The organism is Xanthomonas sp. BRIP62411, from assembly GCF_003993525.1.
Classification (GTDB): domain Bacteria; phylum Pseudomonadota; class Gammaproteobacteria; order Xanthomonadales; family Xanthomonadaceae; genus Xanthomonas; species Xanthomonas euroxanthea.
On the sequence record NZ_QEZI01000011.1, the window covers coordinates 136,081 to 159,124 of the forward strand.

General features: G+C 65.2%; 23 protein-coding genes. 4 read left to right on the plus strand and 19 right to left on the minus strand.

The annotated features are described in order from the left end of the window. Nucleotides 1-199: 199 nt before the first annotated feature. From EO139_RS08660 to EO139_RS08750, 18 genes are all read right to left on the minus strand, one after another. Nucleotides 200-832 carry a response regulator transcription factor gene (locus tag EO139_RS08660; protein WP_003482986.1) on the minus strand — a complete coding sequence of 211 codons (633 nt, stop codon included), beginning with the start codon at nucleotides 830-832 and terminating at the stop codon, nucleotides 200-202. Nucleotides 833-901: 69 nt separating this feature from the next. Beyond that, nucleotides 902-1,468: a PilZ domain-containing protein gene (locus EO139_RS08665; RefSeq protein ID WP_126946000.1), complete on the minus strand. Its 567-nt coding sequence runs from the start codon at nucleotides 1,466-1,468 to the stop codon at nucleotides 902-904. Continuing rightward, nucleotides 1,468-1,761: a hypothetical protein gene (locus EO139_RS08670; RefSeq protein ID WP_119132104.1), complete on the minus strand. Its 294-nt coding sequence runs from the start codon at nucleotides 1,759-1,761 to the stop codon at nucleotides 1,468-1,470. Before EO139_RS08670 ends, EO139_RS08665 begins: the two co-directional genes overlap by 1 nt. Before the next feature lie 8 nt (nucleotides 1,762-1,769). Continuing rightward, nucleotides 1,770-2,183, minus strand: coding sequence for a flagellar export chaperone FliS (fliS, locus tag EO139_RS08675; RefSeq protein WP_104537438.1), 414 nt, complete (start codon nucleotides 2,181-2,183; stop codon nucleotides 1,770-1,772). Between the two features lie 150 nt (nucleotides 2,184-2,333). After that, the gene (fliD, locus tag EO139_RS08680) at nucleotides 2,334-3,659 is read right to left on the minus strand and encodes a flagellar filament capping protein FliD (RefSeq protein ID WP_126970251.1); all 1,326 of its coding nucleotides are present in this window, start codon (nucleotides 3,657-3,659) and stop codon (nucleotides 2,334-2,336) included. 270 nt (nucleotides 3,660-3,929) lie between these two features. Beyond that, nucleotides 3,930-5,129, minus strand: coding sequence for a flagellin (locus EO139_RS08685; RefSeq protein WP_104582683.1), 1,200 nt, complete (start codon nucleotides 5,127-5,129; stop codon nucleotides 3,930-3,932). 317 nt (nucleotides 5,130-5,446) lie between these two features. Then, complete coding sequence (gene flgL / locus EO139_RS08690; RefSeq protein WP_126970253.1) at nucleotides 5,447-6,652, minus strand: flagellar hook-associated protein FlgL; 1,206 nt, start codon at nucleotides 6,650-6,652, stop codon at nucleotides 5,447-5,449. Next, nucleotides 6,652-8,526 carry a flagellar hook-associated protein FlgK gene (flgK, locus tag EO139_RS08695; RefSeq protein ID WP_126970255.1) on the minus strand — a complete coding sequence of 625 codons (1,875 nt, stop codon included), beginning with the start codon at nucleotides 8,524-8,526 and terminating at the stop codon, nucleotides 6,652-6,654. Before flgK ends, flgL begins: the two co-directional genes overlap by 1 nt. A gap of 11 nt (nucleotides 8,527-8,537) precedes the next feature. Next, nucleotides 8,538-9,716: a flagellar assembly peptidoglycan hydrolase FlgJ gene (gene flgJ, locus EO139_RS08700; protein ID WP_104582680.1), complete on the minus strand. Its 1,179-nt coding sequence runs from the start codon at nucleotides 9,714-9,716 to the stop codon at nucleotides 8,538-8,540. Nucleotide 9,717: 1 nt separating this feature from the next. Further along, nucleotides 9,718-10,836 carry a flagellar basal body P-ring protein FlgI gene (locus EO139_RS08705; RefSeq protein WP_104582679.1) on the minus strand — a complete coding sequence of 373 codons (1,119 nt, stop codon included), beginning with the start codon at nucleotides 10,834-10,836 and terminating at the stop codon, nucleotides 9,718-9,720. Nucleotides 10,837-10,846: 10 nt separating this feature from the next. Next, a complete protein-coding gene (flgH, locus tag EO139_RS08710) occupies nucleotides 10,847-11,539 on the minus strand; it encodes a flagellar basal body L-ring protein FlgH (RefSeq protein WP_104582678.1) in 693 nt (230 codons plus the stop codon). A 38-nt stretch (nucleotides 11,540-11,577) separates the two neighbouring features. Further along, nucleotides 11,578-12,363 carry a flagellar basal-body rod protein FlgG gene (gene flgG / locus EO139_RS08715; RefSeq protein WP_016901723.1) on the minus strand — a complete coding sequence of 262 codons (786 nt, stop codon included), beginning with the start codon at nucleotides 12,361-12,363 and terminating at the stop codon, nucleotides 11,578-11,580. Nucleotides 12,364-13,150: 787 nt separating this feature from the next. Then, a complete protein-coding gene (gene flgF / locus EO139_RS08725; protein WP_005921307.1) occupies nucleotides 13,151-13,906 on the minus strand; it encodes a flagellar basal-body rod protein FlgF in 756 nt (251 codons plus the stop codon). Nucleotides 13,907-14,049: 143 nt separating this feature from the next. Then, a complete protein-coding gene (gene flgE / locus EO139_RS08730; protein WP_126970259.1) occupies nucleotides 14,050-15,273 on the minus strand; it encodes a flagellar hook protein FlgE in 1,224 nt (407 codons plus the stop codon). A gap of 31 nt (nucleotides 15,274-15,304) precedes the next feature. Next, the gene (locus EO139_RS08735) at nucleotides 15,305-15,976 is read right to left on the minus strand and encodes a flagellar hook capping FlgD N-terminal domain-containing protein (RefSeq protein ID WP_104582675.1); all 672 of its coding nucleotides are present in this window, start codon (nucleotides 15,974-15,976) and stop codon (nucleotides 15,305-15,307) included. A 37-nt stretch (nucleotides 15,977-16,013) separates the two neighbouring features. After that, a complete protein-coding gene (gene flgC / locus EO139_RS08740) occupies nucleotides 16,014-16,421 on the minus strand; it encodes a flagellar basal body rod protein FlgC (protein WP_005914451.1) in 408 nt (135 codons plus the stop codon). A gap of 3 nt (nucleotides 16,422-16,424) precedes the next feature. Continuing rightward, on the minus strand, nucleotides 16,425-16,826 hold the full coding sequence (gene flgB / locus EO139_RS08745; RefSeq protein WP_104533384.1) for a flagellar basal body rod protein FlgB: 402 nt from the start codon (nucleotides 16,824-16,826) through the stop codon (nucleotides 16,425-16,427). 358 nt (nucleotides 16,827-17,184) lie between these two features. Beyond that, a complete protein-coding gene (locus EO139_RS08750) occupies nucleotides 17,185-18,129 on the minus strand; it encodes a chemotaxis protein (protein ID WP_104582674.1) in 945 nt (314 codons plus the stop codon). 297 nt (nucleotides 18,130-18,426) lie between these two features. On the opposite strand from EO139_RS08750, the gene flgA reads away from it, so the two are divergent. The 4 genes from flgA to EO139_RS08770 all read left to right on the plus strand — a co-directional run bounded on the left by flgA (nucleotide 18,427) and on the right by EO139_RS08770 (nucleotide 21,177). Continuing rightward, nucleotides 18,427-19,071 (plus strand): flagellar basal body P-ring formation chaperone FlgA, encoded by a 645-nt coding sequence (gene flgA, locus EO139_RS08755; protein WP_104648710.1) that lies wholly within the window; start codon nucleotides 18,427-18,429, stop codon nucleotides 19,069-19,071. A 66-nt stretch (nucleotides 19,072-19,137) separates the two neighbouring features. Continuing rightward, nucleotides 19,138-19,449, plus strand: a complete 312-nt coding sequence (flgM, locus tag EO139_RS08760) for a flagellar biosynthesis anti-sigma factor FlgM (RefSeq protein ID WP_104582672.1) — start codon at nucleotides 19,138-19,140, stop codon at nucleotides 19,447-19,449. 15 nt (nucleotides 19,450-19,464) lie between these two features. After that, nucleotides 19,465-19,797 carry a hypothetical protein gene (locus tag EO139_RS08765; protein WP_024939614.1) on the plus strand — a complete coding sequence of 111 codons (333 nt, stop codon included), beginning with the start codon at nucleotides 19,465-19,467 and terminating at the stop codon, nucleotides 19,795-19,797. Nucleotides 19,798-19,950: 153 nt separating this feature from the next. Next, nucleotides 19,951-21,177, plus strand: a complete 1,227-nt coding sequence (locus EO139_RS08770; RefSeq protein WP_104582670.1) for an ATP-binding protein — start codon at nucleotides 19,951-19,953, stop codon at nucleotides 21,175-21,177. 145 nt (nucleotides 21,178-21,322) lie between these two features. Here the strand turns inward: EO139_RS08770 and EO139_RS08775 are convergent, their stop codons facing one another. Then, nucleotides 21,323-23,044, minus strand: a complete 1,722-nt coding sequence (locus EO139_RS08775) for an EAL domain-containing protein (protein ID WP_039521514.1) — start codon at nucleotides 23,042-23,044, stop codon at nucleotides 21,323-21,325.

Sequence of the window (23,044 nt, forward strand, 5' to 3'; positions counted from 1 at the left end):
CGTGGCAGCGATGGAACGCATCTTGCAGGACAAGGCGACGGGTTTCTAATCAGGGAATCGCGTGAGGCAATTCGTGATTTTCCTGACAGCGCGTGGGGAATTCCCTGACGTACAGGACGGACTCAAGCGTGCTCGCCGGAATCCCGTCACTGTTTTGGTCGCTGGCGGCCGCCTCCGGTCATCGCCCGGCGGCCGGCCCTCAGACCAGTTCGTTGTGATGCTTGGCCGCCAGCAACACTAGATCGTTGGCACGCCGGCAACCGAGCGATTCCATCATGCGCGCGCGATGGGTCTCCACCGTCTTGACGCTGATGCCGAGGTCGGCGGCGATTTCCTTGTTGCTCTGGCCGCGGCCGATCTCGCGCAGGATCTCGCGCTGGCGCGGCGACAAGGCGGCAATGCCGACCGGTTTTTCGCGGCCCAGCATCGGCGCGATCATCTTGGACGAAATCTGCGGGCTCAGGAACACCTGGCCGGCCGCTGCTGCACGCAGTGCCAGCTCCAGCTCCAGCGGCGCGGCATCCTTGACCACGAAGCCGACCGCGCCGCGATCCAGCGCATCGCGCACGTGCACCGGGTCGTCGTGCATCGACATCATCACCACGTGCGTACGCGGCGCAGCGCGCAACACATCGGTCATGGCATCCAGGCCGCTGCGGCCGGGCAGGGACAAATCCATCAACACCAGATCAGGCCGGTGCAGGGATGTCATGTCCAGGGCTTGCTGTGCGTTGCTGGCCTCACCCACGACATCGATGCCGGCGAAGGTTTGCAGCAGCCTGGACAAGCCGGCACGGACAAGGGTGTGATCGTCGACGATGATGACTCGCACGGCGCAGAAGAGACCTTTTTCAGTAAAGGGCACCTTAGCCGACCCGGCGCCCCGCGCCAACAGGCGGTATCAGCGCTGGCGGCGGGCGTCGGCGATCTGACGGCGATGCAGACGGAACAGATGACGTTCCAGCGCCTCCTGCAAGCCTGGCGAAAGCGGCGCAAACCGCAGCCAAAGCCAATGGTCGTGACCATCACTTGCGCTTGCCAGCACCTCGGCAGGAAGCTGTACCAGTTCAGGAAGCCAGTCGGACGGTTGCAGGCAAACACTCCCCAACGTGCCCGGCGGATGGCTGCTTGCGCAGCTCAGACGGATTCCGCGCACCGACCACTGCACGTTCGCCTGGATCAGTCCGCTGTCGCTATGCTGCACCAGACGGCCGATCAGGGCCAGCATCAGGTCGAGCTTGGCGTCCATGCGCTGCACCAGCAGCGGCAGCTCGCCACGGTCTTCGCTGGTGTCTTCGCTGCGCAGGTCTTCCACCTGGCCCAGGCTGCGCAGCAGGGTTTCCGCAGCGCCGTGCGGGCCGGCATCGCTGCCGGCGCGGAAGCCGGCTGGCAGACGCACTTCGCAGCTGAGCGTGTCGGCGAACAGCGCGGCATCGGCCGATGGCGCGAGTGTGCCGAGCGCGGGCATCAGATCCGCCCGACCCGTGCGTAGGCGCGGCTGGCCGAGGAGGACGTCCGCTGCGCGCGGATCAGGTCCAGCAACTTGCGGCGGCGCTCGAGCATCATCCGCATCAGATCCTGCTGCATGGCCTGCAGCGCCTGCAGTGCGTCGCGGTCCTGGTCCAGGTCCGCCTGCTGCGCGTACTCGCGCAGGTGCAGATCGTGGGTGTCCAGCATGAACGGCATCACCTCGAATTCCTCCTGCGCCATGGCCAGGCGGATGTCGGCGATTTCGGCTTGAAGGCTCTGCGCGCTATGCATGGTCTGGCTCACGAAACGGCAGAAAGGCCGCGTTGATCGAGGGGGATGGAATTCCACGCCGAGTCGATTTCGCTGAGCAACTCCAGCGCTTCGGTCAACGCGGTTTCGTCGTTGTGCAGGTTGGCGGCAGTCAGCCGCTGCATCACGTAGTCGTAGAGCGCCGACAGGTTACCAGCGATCTCGCCACCGGCTTCGTGATCGAGCGAACCGTTCAAGTGACCGACGATCGCGCAGGCTTCGCCGATGGCCTTGCCCTTGCGCGCCTGGTCGCCCTGCGCCAGGCAGGCCTGGGCCAGGCGGATGCGCTGGCAGGCGCCGGCGAACAGCAGCGACACCAGCTTGTGCGGGTCGGCTTCGGTCACGCTGGTGGACACGCCGACCTTGCGGTATTGCTCGGCATACTGACGATTGGAACCGTACATGGATGACTCCTCAATGGGCTGACCTTCGCGGGTCCCGGAGCGCTGCGCTCGGGCGACGACGCTCCTGCCGGAAGGCAAGGCCGATATCACGATAGGCCCTTCTTGTATCGGCAAGACCATTGCGGGACTTGAGGATCGTGATCACGAAAATCAGCCTGTCAGCAGGCTGCTGAGCGAACTGGTGCTGCTCTGCAGCTTGCTGATCATGGTTTCCATCGCGGTGAACTGCGCGGTATAGCGATCGCTGAGCTTGGTCATGCGCGCGTCGAGGTCGTCCAGGTCAGACTCGTAGCCCTTGATCTGCTTGTTCAGGCTGTCCGAGCGCATGGTCAGGGTGCCGTCGTTGGCGTTGACGTTGCTGTCGAGCAGCTTGGTCATGGCCGCGCCGAACTTGCTGTCCTTGCCGAACACCTCGGCGGCGGCACCACCGTCCTCGGCGATGGCGGTATCGAACTTGCCGCCATCGAAGCTCATCACGCCATCCTTGTCGATGGTCAGGCCGAGCCCCTTGAGTTCGATGAGGTTGCCGCTGACCTGGCCGCGCAGCTGCTGCTGCAGGCCGCGCACCAGCGAATCGCCGGTGAGTGCCGCGGCCGTCTTGGTGGTGGCGTCGTAGGCGCTGCTCTTGGCCAGCAAGGTGTTGGCGGTGTTGTAGGCGGCGGCGTACGCAGTCAGATTGGCCTTGAGGCTGCTGGTGTCGGCCGCAACGCCCAACGTGACCTTGGTGCCTTCGGCGGCCTTGGTGAGGTTGAGCACCACGCCCGGCACGATGTCGGTGACGGTGTTGGAGCTGGAGGTGCGTTCGAAGCCGTCCACGCGCACCAGCGCGTCGGTTGCGGCCACGGACTGGGTCAGGCCGCCGCTGACGCCGGGGCCGTAGGTGAGGCTGCTCAGGCTCGGGTCGCTGGCACTGACGGTCAGTGCGCCCTTGGTCCCGGAGTCGACCGCGTTGAACACCAGGTGCTGGCCGTCGTTGGCGGTCACCACGCTGGCGTTGACGCCCTTGCCGCCGGCCGCCTTGTTGATGGCCGCAGCGATGTCGGTGAGCTTGTCGGTGCCGCTGATGTCAACGGTGATCTTCTTGTCGCCATACCCGATCGTCAGCGTGCCGCTGCCGACAGTGGCATCGGCGACGAACGCGCCGGAGGCGAGCTTCTGCGCGCTGGCCAGCGAGACCACTTCCACCGAGTAGTTGCCCGGCGCGGCCGAGCTGGTGGTGGTGGCGGTGAAGCCGGCATCGGTGGGCACCGTTGCCTTGTAGGCATTGGTGTCGGCGCTGCTGATGACCTTGTCCAGCGCAGACTTGAGCGTGGTCATGCTGCTCTTGATCTGGCTGATCGCCGACAGCTGCGTCGTCGCAGCGGCTCCGGCCTTGTTGATGCGCGCCTGCTCCGGGTCTTTCTGCCGGGAAACCAGGGTGGACACCACGGTGGGGATGTCCAGACCGGAGCCGGAAGTGCTGATCACCGATGCCATGTTGCATTCCTCGTCTGGGCGTCCAAGCAAGGATGGACGCATGGGATTACGAGACGGGTATCGGCCGCCTCGGCGAGGACTTTAGCGGCGGCGAGCCCGTCTCGCTCACGAGGTTGGGTGATGCAATTTCCATGCCGGCGATGCGTCAAGAAACCCGCGCCAGAAACCCGTGCTGCGCGATCGTGTCGAATCCCTGCGGCTGTAAATATCTGCGACCACAAAAAAGCCCCTCCGGAGAGGGGCTTTGGACTTGCTGCGACGCGCTGCCGATTACTGCAGCAGGCTCAGCACGTTCTGCGGAACCGACTTGGCCTGGGCCAGCATCGCGGTACCGGCCTGCTGCAGGATCTGCGTGCGGGTCAGCTCGGCGGTTTCCTTGGCGTAGTCGGTGTCGCGGATACGGCTACGCGAGGCCGACAGGTTTTCCGAGGTTGCACTCAGGTTGGCGATGGTGGAGGTGAAGCGGTTCTGCACCGCACCCATGTCGGCGCGCGAGGAGTTGACCGCGGTCAGCGCCTTGTCGACGATTTCCAGGGCCTTCTGCGCGCCGGAGAACGTGGAGATGTCCAGGGTGCTCAGGGTCGAAGCGGTGGAGCCGGAAGCGGCCGAGGCGGTGGTGATGCCGGCGCCGACGGTGATGCCTGCGGCGCTGGAGGTACCGGCGGTCAGCGAGGTGAAGTCCTGGCCAGCCTTCAGCGATTCGATCTGCACCGTACCGTCGGTCTTGATCGAGGCGTACATGCCGGTCTGGTCGAGCTTGTCGTTGATCGCGGCAGCCACCTTCTTGTTGACGTCGGCAGCGCTCTCGCCGACGCCGACCTTGACGTCCGCGATGGTGACGCTCTTGGCTGCACCGCTGGCGTCCTTGAACGACAGGCTCATGCCGCTGATCGAGCCCGATGCGGTGGAGGTGCCGGTCACGCCAGCGCCGGAAACGGCGGCAGCGAAGTTGGCCTTGCCCAGCGAATCGACGTTGGCGTCGACGATGCTGTTGATGCCGATGGTCTGGCCGGCGTCGGCGCCGACCTGGAACAGCGCGCCGGAGAAGTCGCCGTTCAACAGCTTGGTGCCGTTGAAGTTGGTCTGGTTGGCGACGCGGTCGATTTCGGCGGTGAGCTGCTTGACTTCGGAGTTCAGCGCGTCACGGTCGGTCGGCGAGTTGGTGGCGTTGGACGACTGCACCGACAGCTCGCGGATACGCTGCAGGTTGCTGCCGATTTCGACCATCGCGCCTTCAGCGGTCTGGGCCAGCGAGATACCGTCGTTGGCGTTGCGCGAGGCAACGTCCAGGCCGCGGATCTGCGTGGTGAAACGCTCGGAGATCGCCAGACCTGCGGCGTCGTCCTTGGCGCTGTTGATGCGCAGACCCGAGGACAGACGCTGGATGCTCGTCGACATGCTCGCGCTGCTGGTGTTGAGGTTACGCTGAGCGTTCAGCGACATTACGTTGGTGTTGATTACCTGTGCCATTTTGATTTCTCCTAAGCGATTTTTCCGGCAAGGGGGACTTGCCCGGAGCCTCCGCAGGGGGGCCATCAAGTTGGCCGTTGCCGCTGCTGAGATGAATAACGGCGTTGCGTCGGGAACCTTTAGCGAAATTCAGTGTTTTTTTGCTGTCTTTCTGCTGCAGGACGAAATACGGAAGCGTTGTGTAGCAAGGGGTTTGGTTTATTCGGCAGCACCCCGTCGATCTTTAGCGTTGGTATAACTTTTGACGAATAAACTCCGTCGGCCTGCGCAGGTGCGCGCGCGCAGGCGTGCAGAAAATGTGGGTTTTCTGCGGAAAATCAGCGGATCAGGTTAAACAACGACGACGACTGCATCTGCTGAAAAATCGTTTGGGCGGCCTGCAACGAGGCCTTCTCCAGTTCGTATTGCCCGAGCGCCGAGGCGAAATCCAGGTCGCGGATCGACGACAGGGTGGTCTTGAGGGTGACCTCGTTGGATTCGAGCAGCGAGTTGGCGTTATCGATCGCCGACAGCTGCGCGCCGCCGGAGGCGCGCGCATCGATCATCTTCGACGAGGCCTGTGCGATGTCGCGCATCGACGACTGCAGCGTGTTGATCATCGCCGCCTTCTGCGGCGGGGTCTGGGTGTCGGAATTGAGCGCGCCGACCAGGTCGTCGATGGTGGAGAACACGTCCTTGGTGGTGGAGGCGCCGATCTGGAAACTGTCGCCCACCGCCGGTGCACCGCTGATGCGCATGCGCACGCCGGCCGCGTTGATGTCTTCGCCATCCTTGTAGGTGCCGGTCCCGACCACCGTATTGGTGCTGTCGCGCACCTCGTAGGTGTCTGCGGCGGTGAACTGCACGCTGTAGCTGCCGCCGTTCCAGCTGCTGGTGCTGGCATCACGGCTGAAATCCAGCAGCAGGCCGGTGCCGGTATTGGCGTTGTCGGGGTGCGCATCCACGGTGCCGTCGCCGGTGCGGATACGCATGAAGATTTCGCTGCCGGGCAGGGTGTCGCTGACAAAGGTGTCCGGCGCCACCTCGACCTGTTTCTGGGTCTGGTCGCCGTTGTAGGTGACGCCGCCATTGCTCTTGATGAACGGTGCGCTGCCATCGGCGCTGCCGCCGAACAGATAGCGCCCGGTGCCGTCGGTGCTGTTGGCCAGGCTGACCATGCTGTCGCGCAGCGCGGTCAGTTCCGAGGCGATCGCCTTGCGGTCGTCGGGGCTGAGCGAGGAATTGTTGGCCTGCACCGCCAATTCGGTGACGCGCGCCATTTTGTCGCCGGCCTGCGACAGGGCGTTTTCCTGCAGGCCGAGCCGGTTCTGCACGTTGTTGGCGTTCTCGCCAAAGCGCGTGATCGCCGCCAGCGCGCGATCCAGGCCGACCGCGGTGCCGGCGGCGACCGGGTCGTCCTTGGCGGTGACCAGGCGCTGCCCGCTGGCGAGCTGGGCCTGGATCTGGCTCAGCCGGGACTGCTTGGCCGTCATCGACGACACCGACTGGCTGTACATCATGCTGGTGGAGATACGGTCGGTCATCAGCGTACGGCGCCCAGGATGGCTTGGAAGATGGTGTCGGCGGTGGAAATCATCTGTGCGGCGGCCTGGTAGGCCTGCTGCAGCTTCAGCATGTTGGCGGCTTCCTCATCGAGGTTGACGCCGGAAATCGAGTCGCGGCTGGCCTGCGCCTGGTCGTTGATGACCTTCTGCGCATCCGAGGCGTAGCTGGCCGCGCGCGCAGCCGAGCCGACCGAGGTGGTCAGGCCCGACAGCGCGCCGTTGAGCGTGACCGTGCCGCCGCTGAGCGCCTTGGCGTCGTCGATCTTGGCCAGCAGCTTGACGTTGCCGTTGTCGCTGGAACCGGCGCCGGTGGGGCCGACCCCGAAGGTGTCGCCGGCCTTGGGCGCGCCGTCCAGCGCAAAGCTCCAGCCATTGGCGCTGATGGTCTGGCCGGCGGTGTAGGCGAACGGGCCGCTGCCATCGATGGTGTACTGGTTGGCGTCGATGAACTCCACCGAGGCCGGGGTCAGCAGCGCCGGGTTCTGCGCGTTGGTGACCTTGACGTCGCTGATCTTGCCGGTGCCCAGGTTGGCGAGCGTGGCGGTCGCCTTGACCGGGGTGGCCGCGGCAATCCGCGAGGGGTCGGTGATGGCCACCGACAGGCTGCCGGCCAGCCCCGCGGTGGGCTGCAGCAGGAACTTGTCGCCGTTGGCCGGCGTGCCGCCCACCACCAGGCTGACGCCATTGAGCACCAGCGGATTGGCCGGGGTGCCGGCGCCGCTGATCGGCACCGCCGACCCGGTGCTGGCATTGGTGGCCTTCCATGCACTGCCGTCGAAGCTGAGCGTGACGTTCTGCCCATCCACCGCCGACATGTTGCTGAAGCTGGCGCTCAGCGACGCGCTGCCGGTATTGCTGGGATTGGCGGCAGTGGTGGGCGTGCCGATGTTGAAGAAGTTGCCGCCCATCGCGCCGTACAGGTCCATGCCTTGCGCGTGACCGGCGTTGAAGGTGCTGGCCATGCCCACGGCCAGGCGACTGAGTTCGGCCTGGGTCGGTTCCAGCACGCTGGTCCGGAACTCCAGCAGGCCGCCGATCTGCCCGCCCAGCGAGCTGGTGCTGAGGCTGACATTCTGGCCCTGGGTCTGCATCGCCACCTGCAGCTTGGTCGGCTGATACGGGTCGGCGACGGTGGTCAGCTTGGACGAGGTGGTTCCCACCACCAGGGCCTGGCCGCCGGCGGTGAAAACGTTTATGAAGCCGCCGTCCTGCATCACCGCGGTGCCGCCGGTGTAGCCGACCAGCTTGGACACCAGCGCATCGCGCTGGTCGAGCATGTCGGGCGAGGCGCTGTCGATGCTGCTGCCGATGGTGCCGTTGATCTTGGCGATCTGCTGTGTCAGGCGATTGACTTCGTCCACCGAGGAGGTCAGGCCGCTGTTGACCTCGTTGCTGAGGCTGTCCATCTGCCCGTTGAGCTGCTTGAAACGCGTGGCCAGCGAGTTGCCGCTGTCGAGCATGCTCTGCCGCTCGGCCGTGGACGAGGCATTGGACGACACCGCGCTGGTGGAATCGAAGAAGTTCGACCACAGCCCGGCCACATTGGTGGCGGTGTTGGAGTACAGGCTGTCGACGCGGTTGGACAGCGAGGACAGCTGCTGCAGCCGCGAGAGCTCGCCGCCGCTGTCGAGCAGGCGCGAGGTGGCCAGCTGGTCGGCCACCCGGCTGACGTCGGTGATCTTGGCGCCATTGCCCACGAACGCGTAGCCCATGTCGGTAGGCGTGCGCGTTGCAAATTCCACACGTTGGCGGCTGTAGCCTTCGGTATTGATGTTGGCGACGTTATGGCTAACGGTCGACAACGCCCGTTGGAAGGCGATCAGCGCACTGGTCCCGGTGGACATGATGGACATGGGCGTTTACCTCAACGACGGATGGTGCCGAGCCCGGCAGGCTCGGCGGTGCTGGCATAGCGGTTGGACAGGTCGGCCGCCGCGTTGCCGATCGCGGCTACCGCACGGTCGATGGTCGGACCGTTGGCGATCGCCGCGATCTTGGCTGCGTAGCCCGGATCGGTGGCGTATCCAGCCTGTTGCAAGCCGCGTGCAAAACCCTTGATATCGGTGCCGGCCTGCAGCGCGGGCTGGTAACGACTGTTGTTCTTCAGCAGCCGCACGTAGTCGGCAAAGCTTTCCTCGGCCGAGCCGTAGGCACGGAAATCGGCGGTTTCGGTGGTTTTGACGCCATTGACGTATTCGTGGGTGCCGGTGGTGACCTTGTCGCCGCTCCAGCCGGTGGCCTTGATGCCGAACAGGTTGTTGGAGTTGCCGGCATTGCCGATACCGCGCCGGCCCCAGCCGGTTTCCAGCGCCGCCTGCGCCACCAGTGCACGCGGATCCACGCCCAGCTCGCGCGCGGCCTTCTGCGCATGCGTCCAGATCTTGGCCACGAAGCCTTCCGGGGTGCGCTCGCCCAGGCTGGCAGCGGCGCTGCTCGCCGCGCTCGCATTGACCGCGGCATTGGCATCGGCGGCGTCGCTGGCGGCCACGTCGGCCCAGCGATCGTTGGCCGAGGGCCAGCTCAGTGCGGCCGCATCGTCGCTGCCGGCTTCGCTGCTGCCGGTACGCCCGGCGATCAGATCCAGCACCTGGCTCATGCCGATGCCGCCCAGGCCGCCTGCGCCGATGCCTGCTGCGCTGCCGATGCCTGCACCGACGCTGCCCGCAGCCCCATCACGGGCCGGCAGCGGCAACGAGGCGTCGCGCTTGCCGGCCACCAGCGCATAGGCCTTGGCGGCATCGGCGGTGCTGAGCGAGGTATTCAACGCCGGGCCGCCGGTGTCGCCGCTCAGCTGCTTGGAAATCATCGCCGACAGGCCCAGCCCCTTGCCGTCTGTCAGCGACTTGGCCATCTGCTGGTCGTACATCTCGCGGAACATCTGGTTTTCGCCCGGAAACATCGGGTCGCCGGAGCTCGCATCGCGCATGCTCTTGACCAGCATCTGCGCGAACTGTCCCTCGAGCTGACGTGAGACCTTGTCGATCTTGGCGGGATCGGCCTTGGTGCTCGGGTTGAGATCAATGGGCGAGGCTGCGATACGCATGTCAGATCACCTCCAGCTCCGCCGTGAGCGCACCGGCTTGCTTGAGCGCTTCCAGGATGGCCACCAGGTCGCCGGGAGCGGCGCCCACTTCGTTGACCGCGCGTACGATCTGATCGAGCGTGGTGCCGCCTTCGAACTTGAACATGCGGCTGCCTTCGGAGGTGGCCGTGATCGTCGATTGCGGGGTCACCGCGGTGCGGCCGCCGCTGAAGGCGCCCGGCTGGCTGACATTGGTGTTCTCGCTGATGGTCACGGTGAGCGAGCCATGCGCGATCGCCGCCGGCATCACCCGCACCAGCTGGCCGATCACCACCGTGCCGGTGCGTGCGTTGACCACCACCTTGGCCGGTGCATCGCCCGGAGAGAGTTCGACATTTTCCAGCCGCGCCAGCAGGCCGATACGCGCGCCGGGATCGGTCGGCGAGCGCACTGCCACGGTCACGCCGTCCACCGCACGTGCGGTCCCGGCACCGAAGCTGCTGTCGATCGCCGCGACCATGCGCGAGACGGTGGTGAAATCGTTCTGGTGCAGGTTGAGGGTGATCTCGCCGCTGCCGGCAAACACATCCGGCAAGGCGCGTTCGACGGTGGCGCCGTTGGGGATGCGACCGACGCTGGGAATGTTGACCGACACCCGCGAGCCGTCCTTGCCCTGCGCGCCGAAGCCACCGACCACCAGATTGCCCTGCGCCATCGCATAGACCTGGCCGTCGGCGCCTTTCAGCGGTGCCATCAGCAGCGAGCCGCCACGCAGCGACACCGCGTTGGCGATCGAGGACACGGTGATGTCGATCGGCTGGCCGGGCTTGGCGAACGGCGGCAGTTCGGCATGGATGGCCACGGCCGCGACGTTCTTCAGCTGCGGATTGACGTTCGCCGGAACATTGACGCCCAGCTCGCCGAGCAGGTTCTTCAGGCTCTGCACGGTGAAGGGCGCCTGGCTGGTGCGGTCGCCGCTGCCGTCCAGGCCGACCACCAGGCCGTAACCGACCAGCGCGTTGCCGCGCACGCCGCCGACCTGGGCAAGATCCTTGATGCGCTCGGCCGAGGCCGGCGCGGCGATCGCGCAGACCGCCACAGCGGCAGCCAGCAGACGGAAGGGCAGGGAAGACAGATTCATGGTCGCAGGCTCAGTAGGGCGACAGACGGGAATTGAAGAAGCGGCTCAGCCAGCCCATCGCGTTGGACTGCGCGATCGCGCCGCGGCCGCCGTAGGCGATGCGGGCGTCGGCCACCTTGCTCGAGGGCACGGTGTTGTCCGGGCCGATGTCGGCGGCGCGCACGATGCCCTGCACCTGCACCAGCTCGTCGCCCTGGGTCAGGCGCAGGTTCTTCTGCCCCTGGATCACCAGATTGCCGTTGGGCAGGCGCTGCATCACGGTGACGGTCACGCTGCCCTGCATGCGATTGCTCTGCGCGGTATTGCCCTTGCCGGCAAACGTGCGGTCGCCGCTGGTGGAGTTGCGCAACACATCGGTGCCGTTGACGGTGAGCGGAACGCCGAGCAGCGTGGGCGTGCTCATGTCCACGGTGTCGGCCTTGCTGACGCTGGTGTTGGCGGTGGACGAGGCGGTGGTGCTTTCCACCAGGTTCACCGTCAGCAGGTCGCCGACATCGCGGGCGCGGCGGTCACCGTACAGATTCAGGCTCGGGCCGGCGGCGTAGATCGCTCCGGCGGTGGGCTGCGCCACCGGCGCGACCACCGGCACGATCGGCGCCAGTTCGGCGAACGGCCGCACATCGCCGGCCGCCACGCAGCCGCCCAGCAGCGCGCTGCAGGCGATGGCGAGGCACAGGGAGGAAAGGGAAGGCAGGCGTGACATGGCGTGGATTCCTGAGAGGGCAGCGACCGGCGGGCCGATCAGACGTTGTTGTTCAAGTAGCCGAGCATCGAGTCGGTGGTGGAGATCGCCTTGGCATTCATTTCATAGGCGCGCTGGGTCTCGATCATGCTCACCAGCTCTTCCACCGTATTGACGTTGCTGCCTTCCAGCGCGCCCTGCACGGTGTTGCCCAGGCCGTTGAGGCCAGGGGTGCCGTTCTGCGCGGGGCCGGAGGCGGTGGTTTCGACGAACAGGTTCTCGCCCTTGGACTGCAGGCCCGAGGGATTGATGAAGTCGGTCAGCGTCAACGCACCGATTTCCTGCGCGGCGGCCTGGCCGGCCAGCGTCACGCTGATGGTGCCGTCGTTGCCGATGGTCAGCGACTGCGCGCCTTCGGGGATCTGGATGCCCGGCTGCAGCGGGTAGCCGCTGTTGGTGACCAGCTCGCCCTGCGCATTGATCTGGAAGGTGCCGTCGCGGGTATAGGCCGAGGTGCCGTCAGGCATCTGCACTTCGAAGAAGCCGCGGCCGTTGACCATCACGTCGAGCGCGCGGCCGGTCTGCTGCTGGCTGCCCTGGTCGAAGCCCTTGAAGGTGGAGACCACCCGCACGCCGGTACCCAGCTGCAGGCCGGTCGGCAGCTGCGTCTGCGCGGAGGTGGAACCGCCCGGCGCACGCACCTGTTGATACAACAGGTCTTCGAACGCCGCACGATCGCGCTTGAAGCCGGTGGTATTGGTATTGGCCAGGTTGTTGGAAATGACCGACATGCGCGTCTGCTGCGCATCCAGTCCGGTTTTGGCGACCCACAAAGCCTGATTCATGACCCGATTCCTCGTTAGACCCGGGGATGTGTTCCGGGTACGGGTGGGTATATGCACGTGCCGTGCCAAACCCGCGCCGGATTTTTGCCGGCTGTGCACTGGATCACGCGAAGCGGGCGCGACGGCCTGCGCGGGGCAGGGCTGGCGGCGGACAGGCAGCGGCTAGGCCGAAGCGGTGGAAACCTGCGCGGCAGATTAGGCGCGCTAGATCGGTCGCCGGTCAGCGATGTGTTCGACGACGTGTGAACCCTTGGCGCTGCCTGCGGAAGGGTTCTCGGGATTTGCCGGCTGGCATTGCGACGCAGTCAACAGGCTGGTTGGTCGAGCGCGCAGTGGCCTCACCGCTCGCGGGACACGCCGTGAACCCATCCCTGGGGGCTCGGTGGCGGCATCCATGCCGCCACACGGTCCCGCAATCGGCGAGGCCACCGCACCAGAGAGTTTGAAGGTCGCTTTCTTAAAGCTTGTCCATTGCTCGGCTTGCATTGAGAAGATCATTGGACGCGCCGTTATCCAAGCAATCCACGTCAGGCATTGTTTGCACCATGCACGCCGACCATCTCGACAGGTCCTTGCCCGCCCACCGTCGCAGGACCTTACGCGGCATGGATGCCGCGAAAGAGCCTATACGGACGTACTTGCGGCGTGTCCTGCGAGGGTGGGCGGGCAAGGGCCCTGCAGCCAAGTCACAAACCAGCCGCTCTGCAGCGAACCCGGGCGGTCGCCATCCAGGTGCTCGGCAGCGCGGCAAACCGACCGGCGCTGCGGCAGTGGGCGTCAGTGGCGCTTAGCCGCTGACCCGCAGCAGCGAATTGGCCGACTGCGCGTTGTCGTCGCCATTTTTGATGATCTTGACCTGCATTTCGAACTGGCGCTGCAGCTGGATCATCTCCACCAGTGCGCCGGCGGCATCCACGTTGCTGCCCTCCAGCATGCCGCTGTTGATGGTCTTGCCGGTGGCCACCGCAAACGCCTGGGCCGGGTCGGTGCTGGTGTTGCGCATCAGCCCGTCCGGGCGCCGCGTCAAACGGTCGGCGGGGGCGTCGACCACCTTCATCTTGCCGACGATGGCCATGGTCTGCGGGCCTTCGCCCTGCGGAATGATCGAGATGCTGCCGTCGCTGCCGATCTCCATCGCCTGGTGCGGCGGGATCGTCATCGGATTGCCGCCTTCATCCAGCACCGCATGGCCATTGGCGGTGACCAGCTGGCCATTGGCAGTGAGCGCCAGCTCGCCGTTGCGGGTGTAGGCCTCGCTGCCGTCTGGCGACTGCACCGCCAGCCAGCGATCCTGCTGCAGCGACACGTCCAGCGGGTTGCCGGTGACCTTCTGGTGGCCCTGGCTGCGGTCGAAGCCCTGGTCCACATGCAGCGCATCGATCCGCGACGGATAACCCTTGCCCTGGATCTTGAACGCCTCGGTATTGGCCAGCGCAGCCTTGAACCCCACCGTATCGACGTTGGCGAGATTGTGCGACACGGTGCCCTGCGCCTGCAGGGAGGCGCGGGCGCCGGTCATCGCAACGTAGAGAGCTTTGTCCATGAGGCACCGGGAATCGGGAATGGAGAATCGGGAATCGCAAAAGCGGGATTGCGGGGGGCTGGGGAGTAGGGGGCAAGGCTGGCACCGCTACACGCAATGCCAGCTCTTACGATTCCCTAATCCCCAATCCCGATTCCCAGCCGTTAACGAATATTGATGATCGTCTGGGTGACCTGATCCTGGGTCGAGATCATCTGCGAGTTGGCCTGGAAGTTGCGCTGGGCCACGATCATGTTCACCAGCTGCTCGGTCAGGTCCACCGTGGAGGATTCCAGCGAGCCGGATTCGATCTGGCCCAGGTCCGAGGTGTCCGGTGCGCCGGTGCGGGCGGCGCCGGAGGTGTAGCTTTCGGCCCACATGTTGTTGCCCTGCGACTGCAGGCCCTGCGGATTGACGAAGCTGCTCAGCGCGACCTGGCCCAGCGGCTTGTCGGCACCGTTGGAATAACGGGCGAACACCACACCACTGGTGTCGATGCTGATCTCGTTGAGCTTGCCGCTGGCATAGCCGTCCTGGCGGGTGTCGCGCAGCGCGAAGGCCTCGCCGTACTGGGTCGAGCCGCTGACGTTGAGCTGCATGCTCAGCACGCCGGCACCGGTGCTCGGAGTGAACGGGTCCATCGTGATGATGCCGTTGGCCGGGGTGGTCAGTGCGCCGGTATCGGAGAACTGCAGCGTGGTCGGCGCGCCGACCGCGGCACCGTCCACGTAGTTGTGCACCTGCCATTCGTTCGGGTTGGCAGTCTTGACGAAGTAGGAGGTCTGCACATGGCTGACGCCCAGCGAATCGTAGACATTGATGCCGCCGGTGGAGTGGCTGTAGGTCTTGTCGTCGGCCGGGCTGAACGGGGTCACCGCCGGTGCGGTGGCGTTGCCGGGCAGGGTGAAGGCCAGGTTGACCGTGGAGGTCGACTTGGGCGGGCTGTCGGTGGTCAGCAGCTGCAGGTCCGACAGGCGACCAACGTCGAAGCCGTTGCCGCTCGGGTTGGGGGCGAAGACCTGCAGGCGCGCGCCCTGTGGATTGATCACATAGCCGTTGGCATCGGTCTGGAAGTTGCCGGCACGGGTATACATCTTGGCGCCGTTGGAGGACACGGTGAAAAAGCCTTCGCCGGAGACCGCCAGATCCAGGCTGCGCCCGGTCGGATCGATGTTGCCCTGCGAGAACTGCTGCGCCACATTGCTGACGCGCACGCCCGAACCCACCGCGTTGCGCGACAGGCCGTAGCTGGTGCTCTGGAACATGTCGGCAAACTCGGCGCGCGATTCCTTGAACCCGGTCGTGTTGACGTTGGCGATGTTATTGGAGGTGACGTTCAGATCGGCATTGGCTGCGTTGATGCCGGACAACGAGGTATTGAAAGCCATGGATGAGGTCCTTTGAGTGTCGGTTGCCGGCTCAGCTGACGCGGAGCACGTTGGCGAGCGGGGAAGTGCCTAGCCCGGTCAGGTTGAGATACAGGCCGTCCGAGCCGATCGTGACGCTGTCCACCGGTGCGTCGACATAGGTGGACAACTTGCTTTTGGCACCGGCGGTGTCGGTCTGGGTGGCGGTCACGCCGTACTTGCCGGCGGCCATGCGGTTGCCGTTGGCATCGGTGCCGTCCCAGGCGAACGACACCTCGCCGGCGGCGCTGGCCGGCACGCTGAGCTGCTTGACGAACGCGCCGTTGGCATCGGTGATTTCGAAATTGACGGTGCCGGCCGAGGTTGCCGCAACCACGCCCTTGGCCGAGTTGGTCGCATCGATGGCCAATTGCGCGGAGGGCACCAGCACGTTGTGCCCGACCAGCGAGGCGCCCTTGAGCACTTGGTCGCTGCTCTGCGCTGCGGAGAAGCTGCTGACCTTGGTATTGAGGTCGCCGATGCCCTGCACGGTGGAGAACTGCGCCAACTGGCCCAGAAACGCACTGTTTTCCATCGGCTTGAGCGGGTCCTGGTGCTGCAGCTGCTCGGTCATCAACTTGAGGAAGTCGGCCTGGCCGAGCGATTCCTCCTTTTTCTTGGTCGCTGTGGCGCTGCTGGAGGTCAGCCCGAGGCTGGTGTAGAGGTCACTACCGATCGTGCTCATGTGAAAAGGTCCGTAAGGGAAGGGTCAGCTAGGCGGGTCAGCGACCCATGGTCAGAGTGGCGAGCGCCAGTTCCTTGGCGGTGTTGAGCATTTCCACGCCGGCCTGGTAGTTGCGCGAGGCCGAGATCATGTTGACCATCTGCGAGACCGGATCCACGTCGGGCGAGAACACGTAGCCGTCGGCATCGGCCAGCGGATGGCCGGGCTCGTAGCGACGGATCGGCGGCGCGTTGGTGGTGGTGATCTCCTTGACGTTCACCGAGGTCAGGCTGGGGTCCTGGCGACTTTGCTGGGCCTGGAAGATCGGCTCGATCGGCTTGTAGGTCGCCTCGGCCGAGCCAGCGACGGAGTCGGCATTGGCCAGGTTGGAAGCGATGGTGCTCAGGCGGACCGACTGCGCGTGCAGCGCCGAGCCGGCCACATCGAAGATGGGAAGATTGCTCATGACTTATTGGCCGGTGATCGCGGTGAGCATCGAGCGCACCTTGGATTCGAGGAAGCTCAGCGAGGCGCGGTATTCCAGCGCGGCGCGGCCGTAGGCAGCACGTTCGGCATCGGGATCGACGGTATTGCCGTCCAGGCTGGGCTGGTCGGATTCGCGGGTGATCTGGAACGGGTTGAGCCCGCCGCTGCTGCCGATCTCGAAATGCTTGGCGTCGGTGGTCTGCAGCAGGGTGCCGTCGCGCACGCCTTCGGCCGATTTCAGCGCGGCCTCGAAGTCCATGTCCTTGGCTTTGTAGCCAGGGGTGTCCACATTGCTCAGGTTGCTGGCAATGAGCTTCATGCGCTGCTCGCGCAGCGGCAGGGCATCGCCGTGGATGCCTAGAAAGGACGAGATGGAATTGGACACGGTGCTCTCCCGCGAAGTGTTACCAGGGAGAAAGCAATGTTTGTGCCAATCGGGGTGGTGCGGGTCGGGGAACTTGGAGACTTATCGGCGCCGCCGACGAACGGCAACTTGGCCGTCCGGGATACAGGGTGGACCTGTATCCGTCGCAGCGTGGCTCACTCAGGTGCGCCAGGCCGGAAGGCCCCGCATGACCCTGAGCGCTGCCCGGCGTCGGGGTGTTACTTCAAGTCGGGGGTGTCACTTCAACAGGTGTCGACCCACCGACCCCAACCGCGCGATCTTCCATGACGCCGCACCTTTGCAGCGCAGCGCTCATCGCTATTGTCGGCTCCGACCCGGCAGCCGCTTTGTGGCCTGCTCAGGCCGCTTCGGCGACCACTTTCAGGCGGGCCAGCACGTAATCGGCCAGTTCGTGCGCGCTGTACTTGGCCACGAAGGCATTGGCGCCGACCTGTTCGACCATGGCGTTGTTGAACACGCCCGACAAGGAGGTGTGCAGCAGCACGTACAGGCCCTGCAACCCCGGCGTGCGCCGGATTTCCGTCGTCAGCGTGTAGCCGTCCATGGCCGGCATCTCGATGTCGGAGATGACCATTGCATAGCGGTCGGCCGGATTCTCGCCTGATGCTGCCACCTGCAAGAGGTGGTCCAGCGCCTGGCGGCCGTCGGACAACAAGGTCGCCGCCACGCCGAGCTGGTCGAGCACGCTGCGGATCTGCTGACGCGCCACGCGCGAGTCGTCCACCACCAGCACCTGGAACTGCCGGTCATAGGCGACCAGCTGCAGCGAAGGATCCAGCTGCACGTCCTTGCTGACCTTGGCGATGTCGGCCAGCACGCTCTCCACGTCGATGACCTGGATCAGCTCGCCCTGGAACCGCGTCACCGCCGTCAAATAAGTGGCTTCGGCGCCCAGCTCCGGCGGCGGATGGATATCTTCCACCGCGATATTGACGATGCGCTCCACGCCGCTGACCAGAAAACCCTGGACCGAGCGGTTGAATTCGGCCACCACCAGGTAGCCGGGGCCGTTCTCCGAGTGCGCATCGCGCTCCGGGTGGCCGATTGCCAGGCCCAGGTCCAGCACCGGTACCGAACGCCCGCGCACGTCGGCAACGCCGGCGAACTCGGTCGGCAGGCCGGGCACCTGGAACAACTCCGGGCGGCGCAGCACTTCCTGCACCTTGAAGACATTCACGCCAAAAAGCTGGCGCCCGCCCAGCCGGAACAGCAGCAGGGCCAGTCGGTTGTGGCCAGCCAGACGCGTGCGCTGGTCGATGCGGTTGAGCAGATCGTGGGTCATGGGGCAGATATCGACAGCGCCCTCGGAAAACTTGAGCGGTTTCAGCTTGGCGTGGGGCGCTGTCGGGAATCGGGAGTCGGGAATGGGGAATCGCAAAAGCGGAGGGCTTTTTGCAGCAAGCCCGAGGCGAAGGGCCGTGGTGTGACGTACCTACGGTGTTCACTAAGGAAATCGCACATCACCAGTGAAGACCGATCAAGGCTAAGCCCCCGACCGATTCCCCATTCCCGATTCCCGATTCAAAAAACAGGCACGCCACTTGCACTGCCTATTCCGTCTTCCTCCGGATCTGGTCCCATGCGCCTGCTCCTGCTTGTCATCTTGTTGGCTGCCGCTCCGGCCTGGGCCCAGAGCTATCAGTCTGTCGATTCCATCCGCGCTGCGGCACTGGCCACCGTTGGCCCGGATGCCGAGGCCGAGGCCACGCTCGATCCGGGCTTGCGCATGCCGGCCTGCCCGATTGCGCTGCAGGCGCAGCCGACCGGCACCAATACGGTGGAAGTGGCCTGTCCGCAGCCGGCTGGCTGGCGCCTGTTCGTGCCGCTGAAGGTGCGCCGCAATCAGGACGTGTTGGTGCTGCGCCGCGGCATCAGCGCTGGAGAAGTCATTTCGCTGGCCGATATCAGTATCGAAAAGCGTGACGCCGCACGCATCGTCGGCGCGGTGCTGGCCGATCCGGTGGCCGCAGTGGGCAAGAGCGCCCGGCGCATCCTGCCGGCCGGTTCGCTGCTCTCGGCCAACGATCTGGTGACGCAGCGGCTGGTCCGGCGCGGCGACACGGTCCCGCTGGTGTCGCGCAACGGCGGTCTGGAGGTGCGCATGAGCGGTCGCGCGCTGTCCGATGCCGGTGAGAACGAGCGGGTGTCGGTAGAAAATTCCTCATCGCGCCGGGTGGTGCAGGGGATTGTCGAAGCGAGCGGGACCGTTTTGGTCTCCAGATAGAAATTCGCTATAAAGTTTTTTTTTGGCATGCCGTTATCCCCTACGACCTGTAGAGGAGTTCCTGACATGACACAGAAAATCGAAGGCAATCTACCGACCGCTGCCACCCTTCGCACCGCGGCCACGAGCAGCAAGATCGCTTCGGCCGGTGAAGACCGCGCGTCCCCGATCGCCGCATTGCCGCCGACCGACAGCGTCAAGCTGACCGGTGAAGCGACCAACCTGCAGAACTTGCAGCGCACGCTGTCGCAGTCCTCGGCGATCGACACCGGTCGCGTCCAGGCCGTGAAGGATGCGTTGCAGAACGGCAGCTATTCCATCAATCCGGATGCCATCGCCAGCCGCATGATGGATCTGAATCAGCAACTGGCGGGTTAATTCCCGACCCAAAGGATGAATGTGAACGAGTTCCTGCAACGTCTCAGCGATGCGCTGGCCGGCGAACGCCAGGCATTACTCGAGAACGACATCGATGGGTTGATGCGGCACACGCAGGACAAGCTGTCGGCGCTGCGCGCGCTGGAGGCGGCAATGCCCCAGGGCGAAGAAGAGCGGCTGCGCGAACTGGCCGAAGCCAACCGCGCCAACGGCGCGCTGCTGGCACGCCGGCGTCGCGAGGTGAACTGGGCGTTGCGTCATCTGGGCCGCACCGAGAGTGCGCCGTCCTACGATGCCAAGGGCCAGTCGAGCGTGCTGCGCGGCGGTCGTTCGCTGGCCGTGGCCTGACGCGCCGCAGCGTGCCCGAGCGCACGCACAGGCCGCGCCGGCGGCGTGGTGGTGCAGCCTTGACGGGCCCGGTGTGCAGGAGCGTGGCGCCGCGCAATACGGGGCCTGGGCGGTTCGGCGTATATTGAAGCGTCCTCTACGCCGCCCTGTCCCGTGACTGCCAAGTTTTTTCTCAATCAAGCCTTATTACCGTCCTCGGCCATGCTGCGCGCTTTCGGCGACCAGATGCTTGAGGGCGTGTTGCTGTTCCGCGCAGACGGGCAGCTGATCCTGGCCAACGCCATCGCACGCCAGAGCCTGTGCAGGGAAGATCCCGCCGACGACCGCAATCTCGGCGAGCGGATCTCGCAGGTGCTGCCATCGGATGCGCTGAATCAGGCGCGCAGCAAGGGCAGCTGGACCGGCAGCCTGCCGGTTGCCGATCGCGTGGTCATTGCGCATCTGTACTACAACGAAGAACAGGGCGTCGGGCACTTTCTGGCGCTGTTCCATAACATCGAAGGCCAGCAGGATTACGAGCGCGAGCTGCAGCAGCGCCACGCCGAACTGCGCCAGGCCTATCTGCGTCTGAACGGTGCCCAGGACAAGCTGCTGCAATCGGAGAAGATGGCCTCCATCGGCCAGCTGGCCGCCGGCGTGGCGCACGAAATCAACAACCCGATCGGTTACGTGCACTCCAATCTGGGCAGCCTGCAGGAATACCTGCGCAGCCTGTTCACGCTGATCGAAGCCTACGAGCGCGCGCTGCAGGCGCCGGATCCGAAGGCGTTAATCCCGGAGATCGACGAGATCCGCAACCGCGCCGACATCGACTTCATCAGCCGCGACCTGCCGCAGTTGATGGCCGAGTCGCGCGAAGGCATCGAGCGGGTCACCCGCATTGTGCGCGACCTCAAGGACTTCTCGTATTCGGACCGTTCCGAGTCGTGGAAGATGGTCGACCTGCATGCCGGGCTCGAATCCACGATCAACATCATCTGGAACGAGCTCAAATACAAGGTGACGCTGGAGCGCAACTACGCCGAGCTGCCATTGGTGGAATGCCTGCCGTCCGAGCTCAACCAGGTCTACATGAACATGCTGCTCAACGCCGGCCAGGCGATTGTCGAGCGCGGCACGATCACCGTCACCACCGGCCGCGACGAGGCCGAAAACGTCTGGATCCAGTTCCAGGACAGCGGCGCCGGGATCGCCCCGGACCTGCTGCAACGCATCTTCGACCCGTTCTTCACCACCAAGCCGGTCGGCAGCGGCACCGGCCTGGGCCTGTCGATTTCCTACGGCATCATCAACAAGCACCACGGCCGCATCGATGTCGAAAGCGTCCCGGGGCAGGGGGCCAGTTTCAGGATCGTATTGCCGGTGCGGCAGCCGCGGTAGCGCTGGCGCGCTGGGAATCGGGAGTGGGCAATCGGGAATCGGTAGAGCGGGGTTTGCTTGTGATTTGCGCTTGACGCGCAAATTGAAAATCTCGGGAACACGCAGGGCCAGTGCACTGCCTTACCGATTCCCCAATCCCGATTCCCTATTCCCGGCCGTTACGCAGCTCATCGTGCGTCCGGAAGGCCTGGCGAATGTGCTCGCGCAGCTCGTCGTCGTTCCAGGGCTTGGTCAGGAAGCGGTAGATCGCGCCGCGGTTGATCGCTTCGGTGACGGTGGCAAGGTCGGTATAGCCGGACAGCACCAGGCGCACGGTGTCGGGGTAGAGCATCTTGACCCGGCCCAGGAACTCGGTGCCGCTCATGTCGCTCATGCGCTGGTCCGACAGGATCACCTGCACGTCGTTGGTGGCGAGCAGGTCGAAGGCATCGCGCACGTTGCCGGCGGCCAGGATGCGGTAACCGTCGCGGCGGAACAGCCGCACCAGCGAGCGCAACACGTTTTCTTCGTCGTCCAGCAGCAGCAGCGTACGGTCGGGACGGCTTTCGGCGAACGATTCCGGGCGCAGATAGCGGCGGCGTAGCGCCATGCCGGCCGACTCGGCCGACATCGGTTCGCCAAACAGATAGCCCTGGAAGATGTCGCAATCGTTGCGACGCAAAAAGCCCAGTTGCGCCTGCGATTCCACGCCATTGGCGATCACCGTCATGCCCAACTGATGACCCATCGCGATGATCGCGCGCGCGATCGCCGCCTCGCGGCTGCCGGCCGGCGCGCTCTTGATGAAGCTGCGGTCGATCTTCAGCCGGTCCACCGGATAGCGCACCAGCGCACTCAGGCTGGAATCGCCGGTGCCGAAGTTGTCCAGGCTCAGGCTGATGCCTTCGTTGCGCAGGTTGGCCATCGTCTCGTGGACGAAGTTGACGTTGTTGGTCAACGCGCTTTCGTTGATCTCCAGCGTCACGAACTGCGCCGGCACGCCGGCGGTCTGCAGCATCGCCATCACTTCGTTGAAGAAGCCCGGCCGCAGCAACTGCAGCGTGGACACGTTCACCGCGATGCTGAAATCGTCGAAGCCCTGGTCGCGCCAGAGCCGCGCCTGACGCACCGCGTTCTGCAGCACCCATTCGCCGATCTGCACGATCACGCCCAACCGCTCGGCGGTGCGCATGAAGCGTTCCGGCACCAGCATGCCCAGCGTGGGCGATTGCCAGCGCAGCAACGCCTCCATGCCGACGATGCGGCCATCGCGCGCGCTCACCAGCGGCTGGTAGCGCAGGCGCAGTTCGCCATGCGGGATCGCATCGACGATCTGTCGCGCGATGATGCTTTCGCTATGCGCGTTGGTGGTCGAGTTGCGGGTATACAGCCGCACCGTATTGCCGCCTTCGCGTGCGGCCTGGTAGCTGGCTTCCTCGGCGTAGTCGAGCAGGATCGACAGCGAGGTGGAGTGCTCCGGGCACAGGCTGATGCCGACCTTGCCGGTCATGAACAAGGTGTACGGCAGCACCGACAACGGCAGTTCCAGTTGCTGGCGGATCTCTTCGGCAAAATCTTCCGGCAGCGGGGTGTCTTCGCGCCGCACCGCCACCACCACCATCTCATCGCTGCCGTGGCGCCACAACTTGCCACGCGCGCCGAGGAAGTCCTGCAGCCGGCGCGCGACCAGCGTCAGCGCCTGATCGCCGACCTCGGCGCTCATGTTCTCGTTGATCGAGGCGAAGTGGTCGATATCGATATGGAACACCATCAACGGCGGACCGCCGGAGGCGGCAGCGTCCACCAGATGCAGCAGTTCGGGGTTGCCCGCGCCCAGGCGGGTGGGCTTGACGATTTCCAGGCCGGGCGGGATTACGGGGCTCCACAT

What these genes read in the sequence shown, in the direction of transcription:
- EO139_RS08665 (WP_126946000.1), bottom strand. Translation starts at nt 1,468, where the DNA reads ATGCCCGCGCTCGGCACACTCGCGCCATCGGCCGATGCCGCGCTGTTC.
- EO139_RS08670 (WP_119132104.1), bottom strand. Translation starts at nt 1,761, where the DNA reads ATGCATAGCGCGCAGAGCCTTCAAGCCGAAATCGCCGACATCCGCCTG.
- fliS (WP_104537438.1), bottom strand. Translation starts at nt 2,183, where the DNA reads ATGTACGGTTCCAATCGTCAGTATGCCGAGCAATACCGCAAGGTCGGC.
- fliD (WP_126970251.1), bottom strand. Translation starts at nt 3,659, where the DNA reads ATGGCATCGGTGATCAGCACTTCCGGCTCCGGTCTGGACATCCCCACC.
- EO139_RS08685 (WP_104582683.1), bottom strand. Translation starts at nt 5,129, where the DNA reads ATGGCACAGGTAATCAACACCAACGTAATGTCGCTGAACGCTCAGCGT.
- flgL (WP_126970253.1), bottom strand. Translation starts at nt 6,652, where the DNA reads ATGACCGACCGTATCTCCACCAGCATGATGTACAGCCAGTCGGTGTCG.
- flgK (WP_126970255.1), bottom strand. Translation starts at nt 8,526, where the DNA reads ATGTCCATCATGTCCACCGGGACCAGTGCGCTGATCGCCTTCCAACGG.
- flgJ (WP_104582680.1), bottom strand. Translation starts at nt 9,716, where the DNA reads ATGCGTATCGCAGCCTCGCCCATTGATCTCAACCCGAGCACCAAGGCC.
- EO139_RS08705 (WP_104582679.1), bottom strand. Translation starts at nt 10,836, where the DNA reads ATGAATCTGTCTTCCCTGCCCTTCCGTCTGCTGGCTGCCGCTGTGGCG.
- flgH (WP_104582678.1), bottom strand. Translation starts at nt 11,539, where the DNA reads ATGTCACGCCTGCCTTCCCTTTCCTCCCTGTGCCTCGCCATCGCCTGC.
- flgG (WP_016901723.1), bottom strand. Translation starts at nt 12,363, where the DNA reads ATGAATCAGGCTTTGTGGGTCGCCAAAACCGGACTGGATGCGCAGCAG.
- flgF (WP_005921307.1), bottom strand. Translation starts at nt 13,906, where the DNA reads ATGGACAAAGCTCTCTACGTTGCGATGACCGGCGCCCGCGCCTCCCTG.
- flgE (WP_126970259.1), bottom strand. Translation starts at nt 15,273, where the DNA reads ATGGCTTTCAATACCTCGTTGTCCGGCATCAACGCAGCCAATGCCGAT.
- EO139_RS08735 (WP_104582675.1), bottom strand. Translation starts at nt 15,976, where the DNA reads ATGAGCACGATCGGTAGTGACCTCTACACCAGCCTCGGGCTGACCTCC.
- flgC (WP_005914451.1), bottom strand. Translation starts at nt 16,421, where the DNA reads ATGAGCAATCTTCCCATCTTCGATGTGGCCGGCTCGGCGCTGCACGCG.
- EO139_RS08750 (WP_104582674.1), bottom strand. Translation starts at nt 18,129, where the DNA reads ATGACCCACGATCTGCTCAACCGCATCGACCAGCGCACGCGTCTGGCT.
- flgA (WP_104648710.1), top strand. Translation starts at nt 18,427, where the DNA reads ATGCGCCTGCTCCTGCTTGTCATCTTGTTGGCTGCCGCTCCGGCCTGG.
- flgM (WP_104582672.1), top strand. Translation starts at nt 19,138, where the DNA reads ATGACACAGAAAATCGAAGGCAATCTACCGACCGCTGCCACCCTTCGC.
- EO139_RS08765 (WP_024939614.1), top strand. Translation starts at nt 19,465, where the DNA reads ATGAATGTGAACGAGTTCCTGCAACGTCTCAGCGATGCGCTGGCCGGC.
- EO139_RS08775 (WP_039521514.1), bottom strand. Translation starts at nt 23,044, where the DNA reads ATGTGGAGCCCCGTAATCCCGCCCGGCCTGGAAATCGTCAAGCCCACC.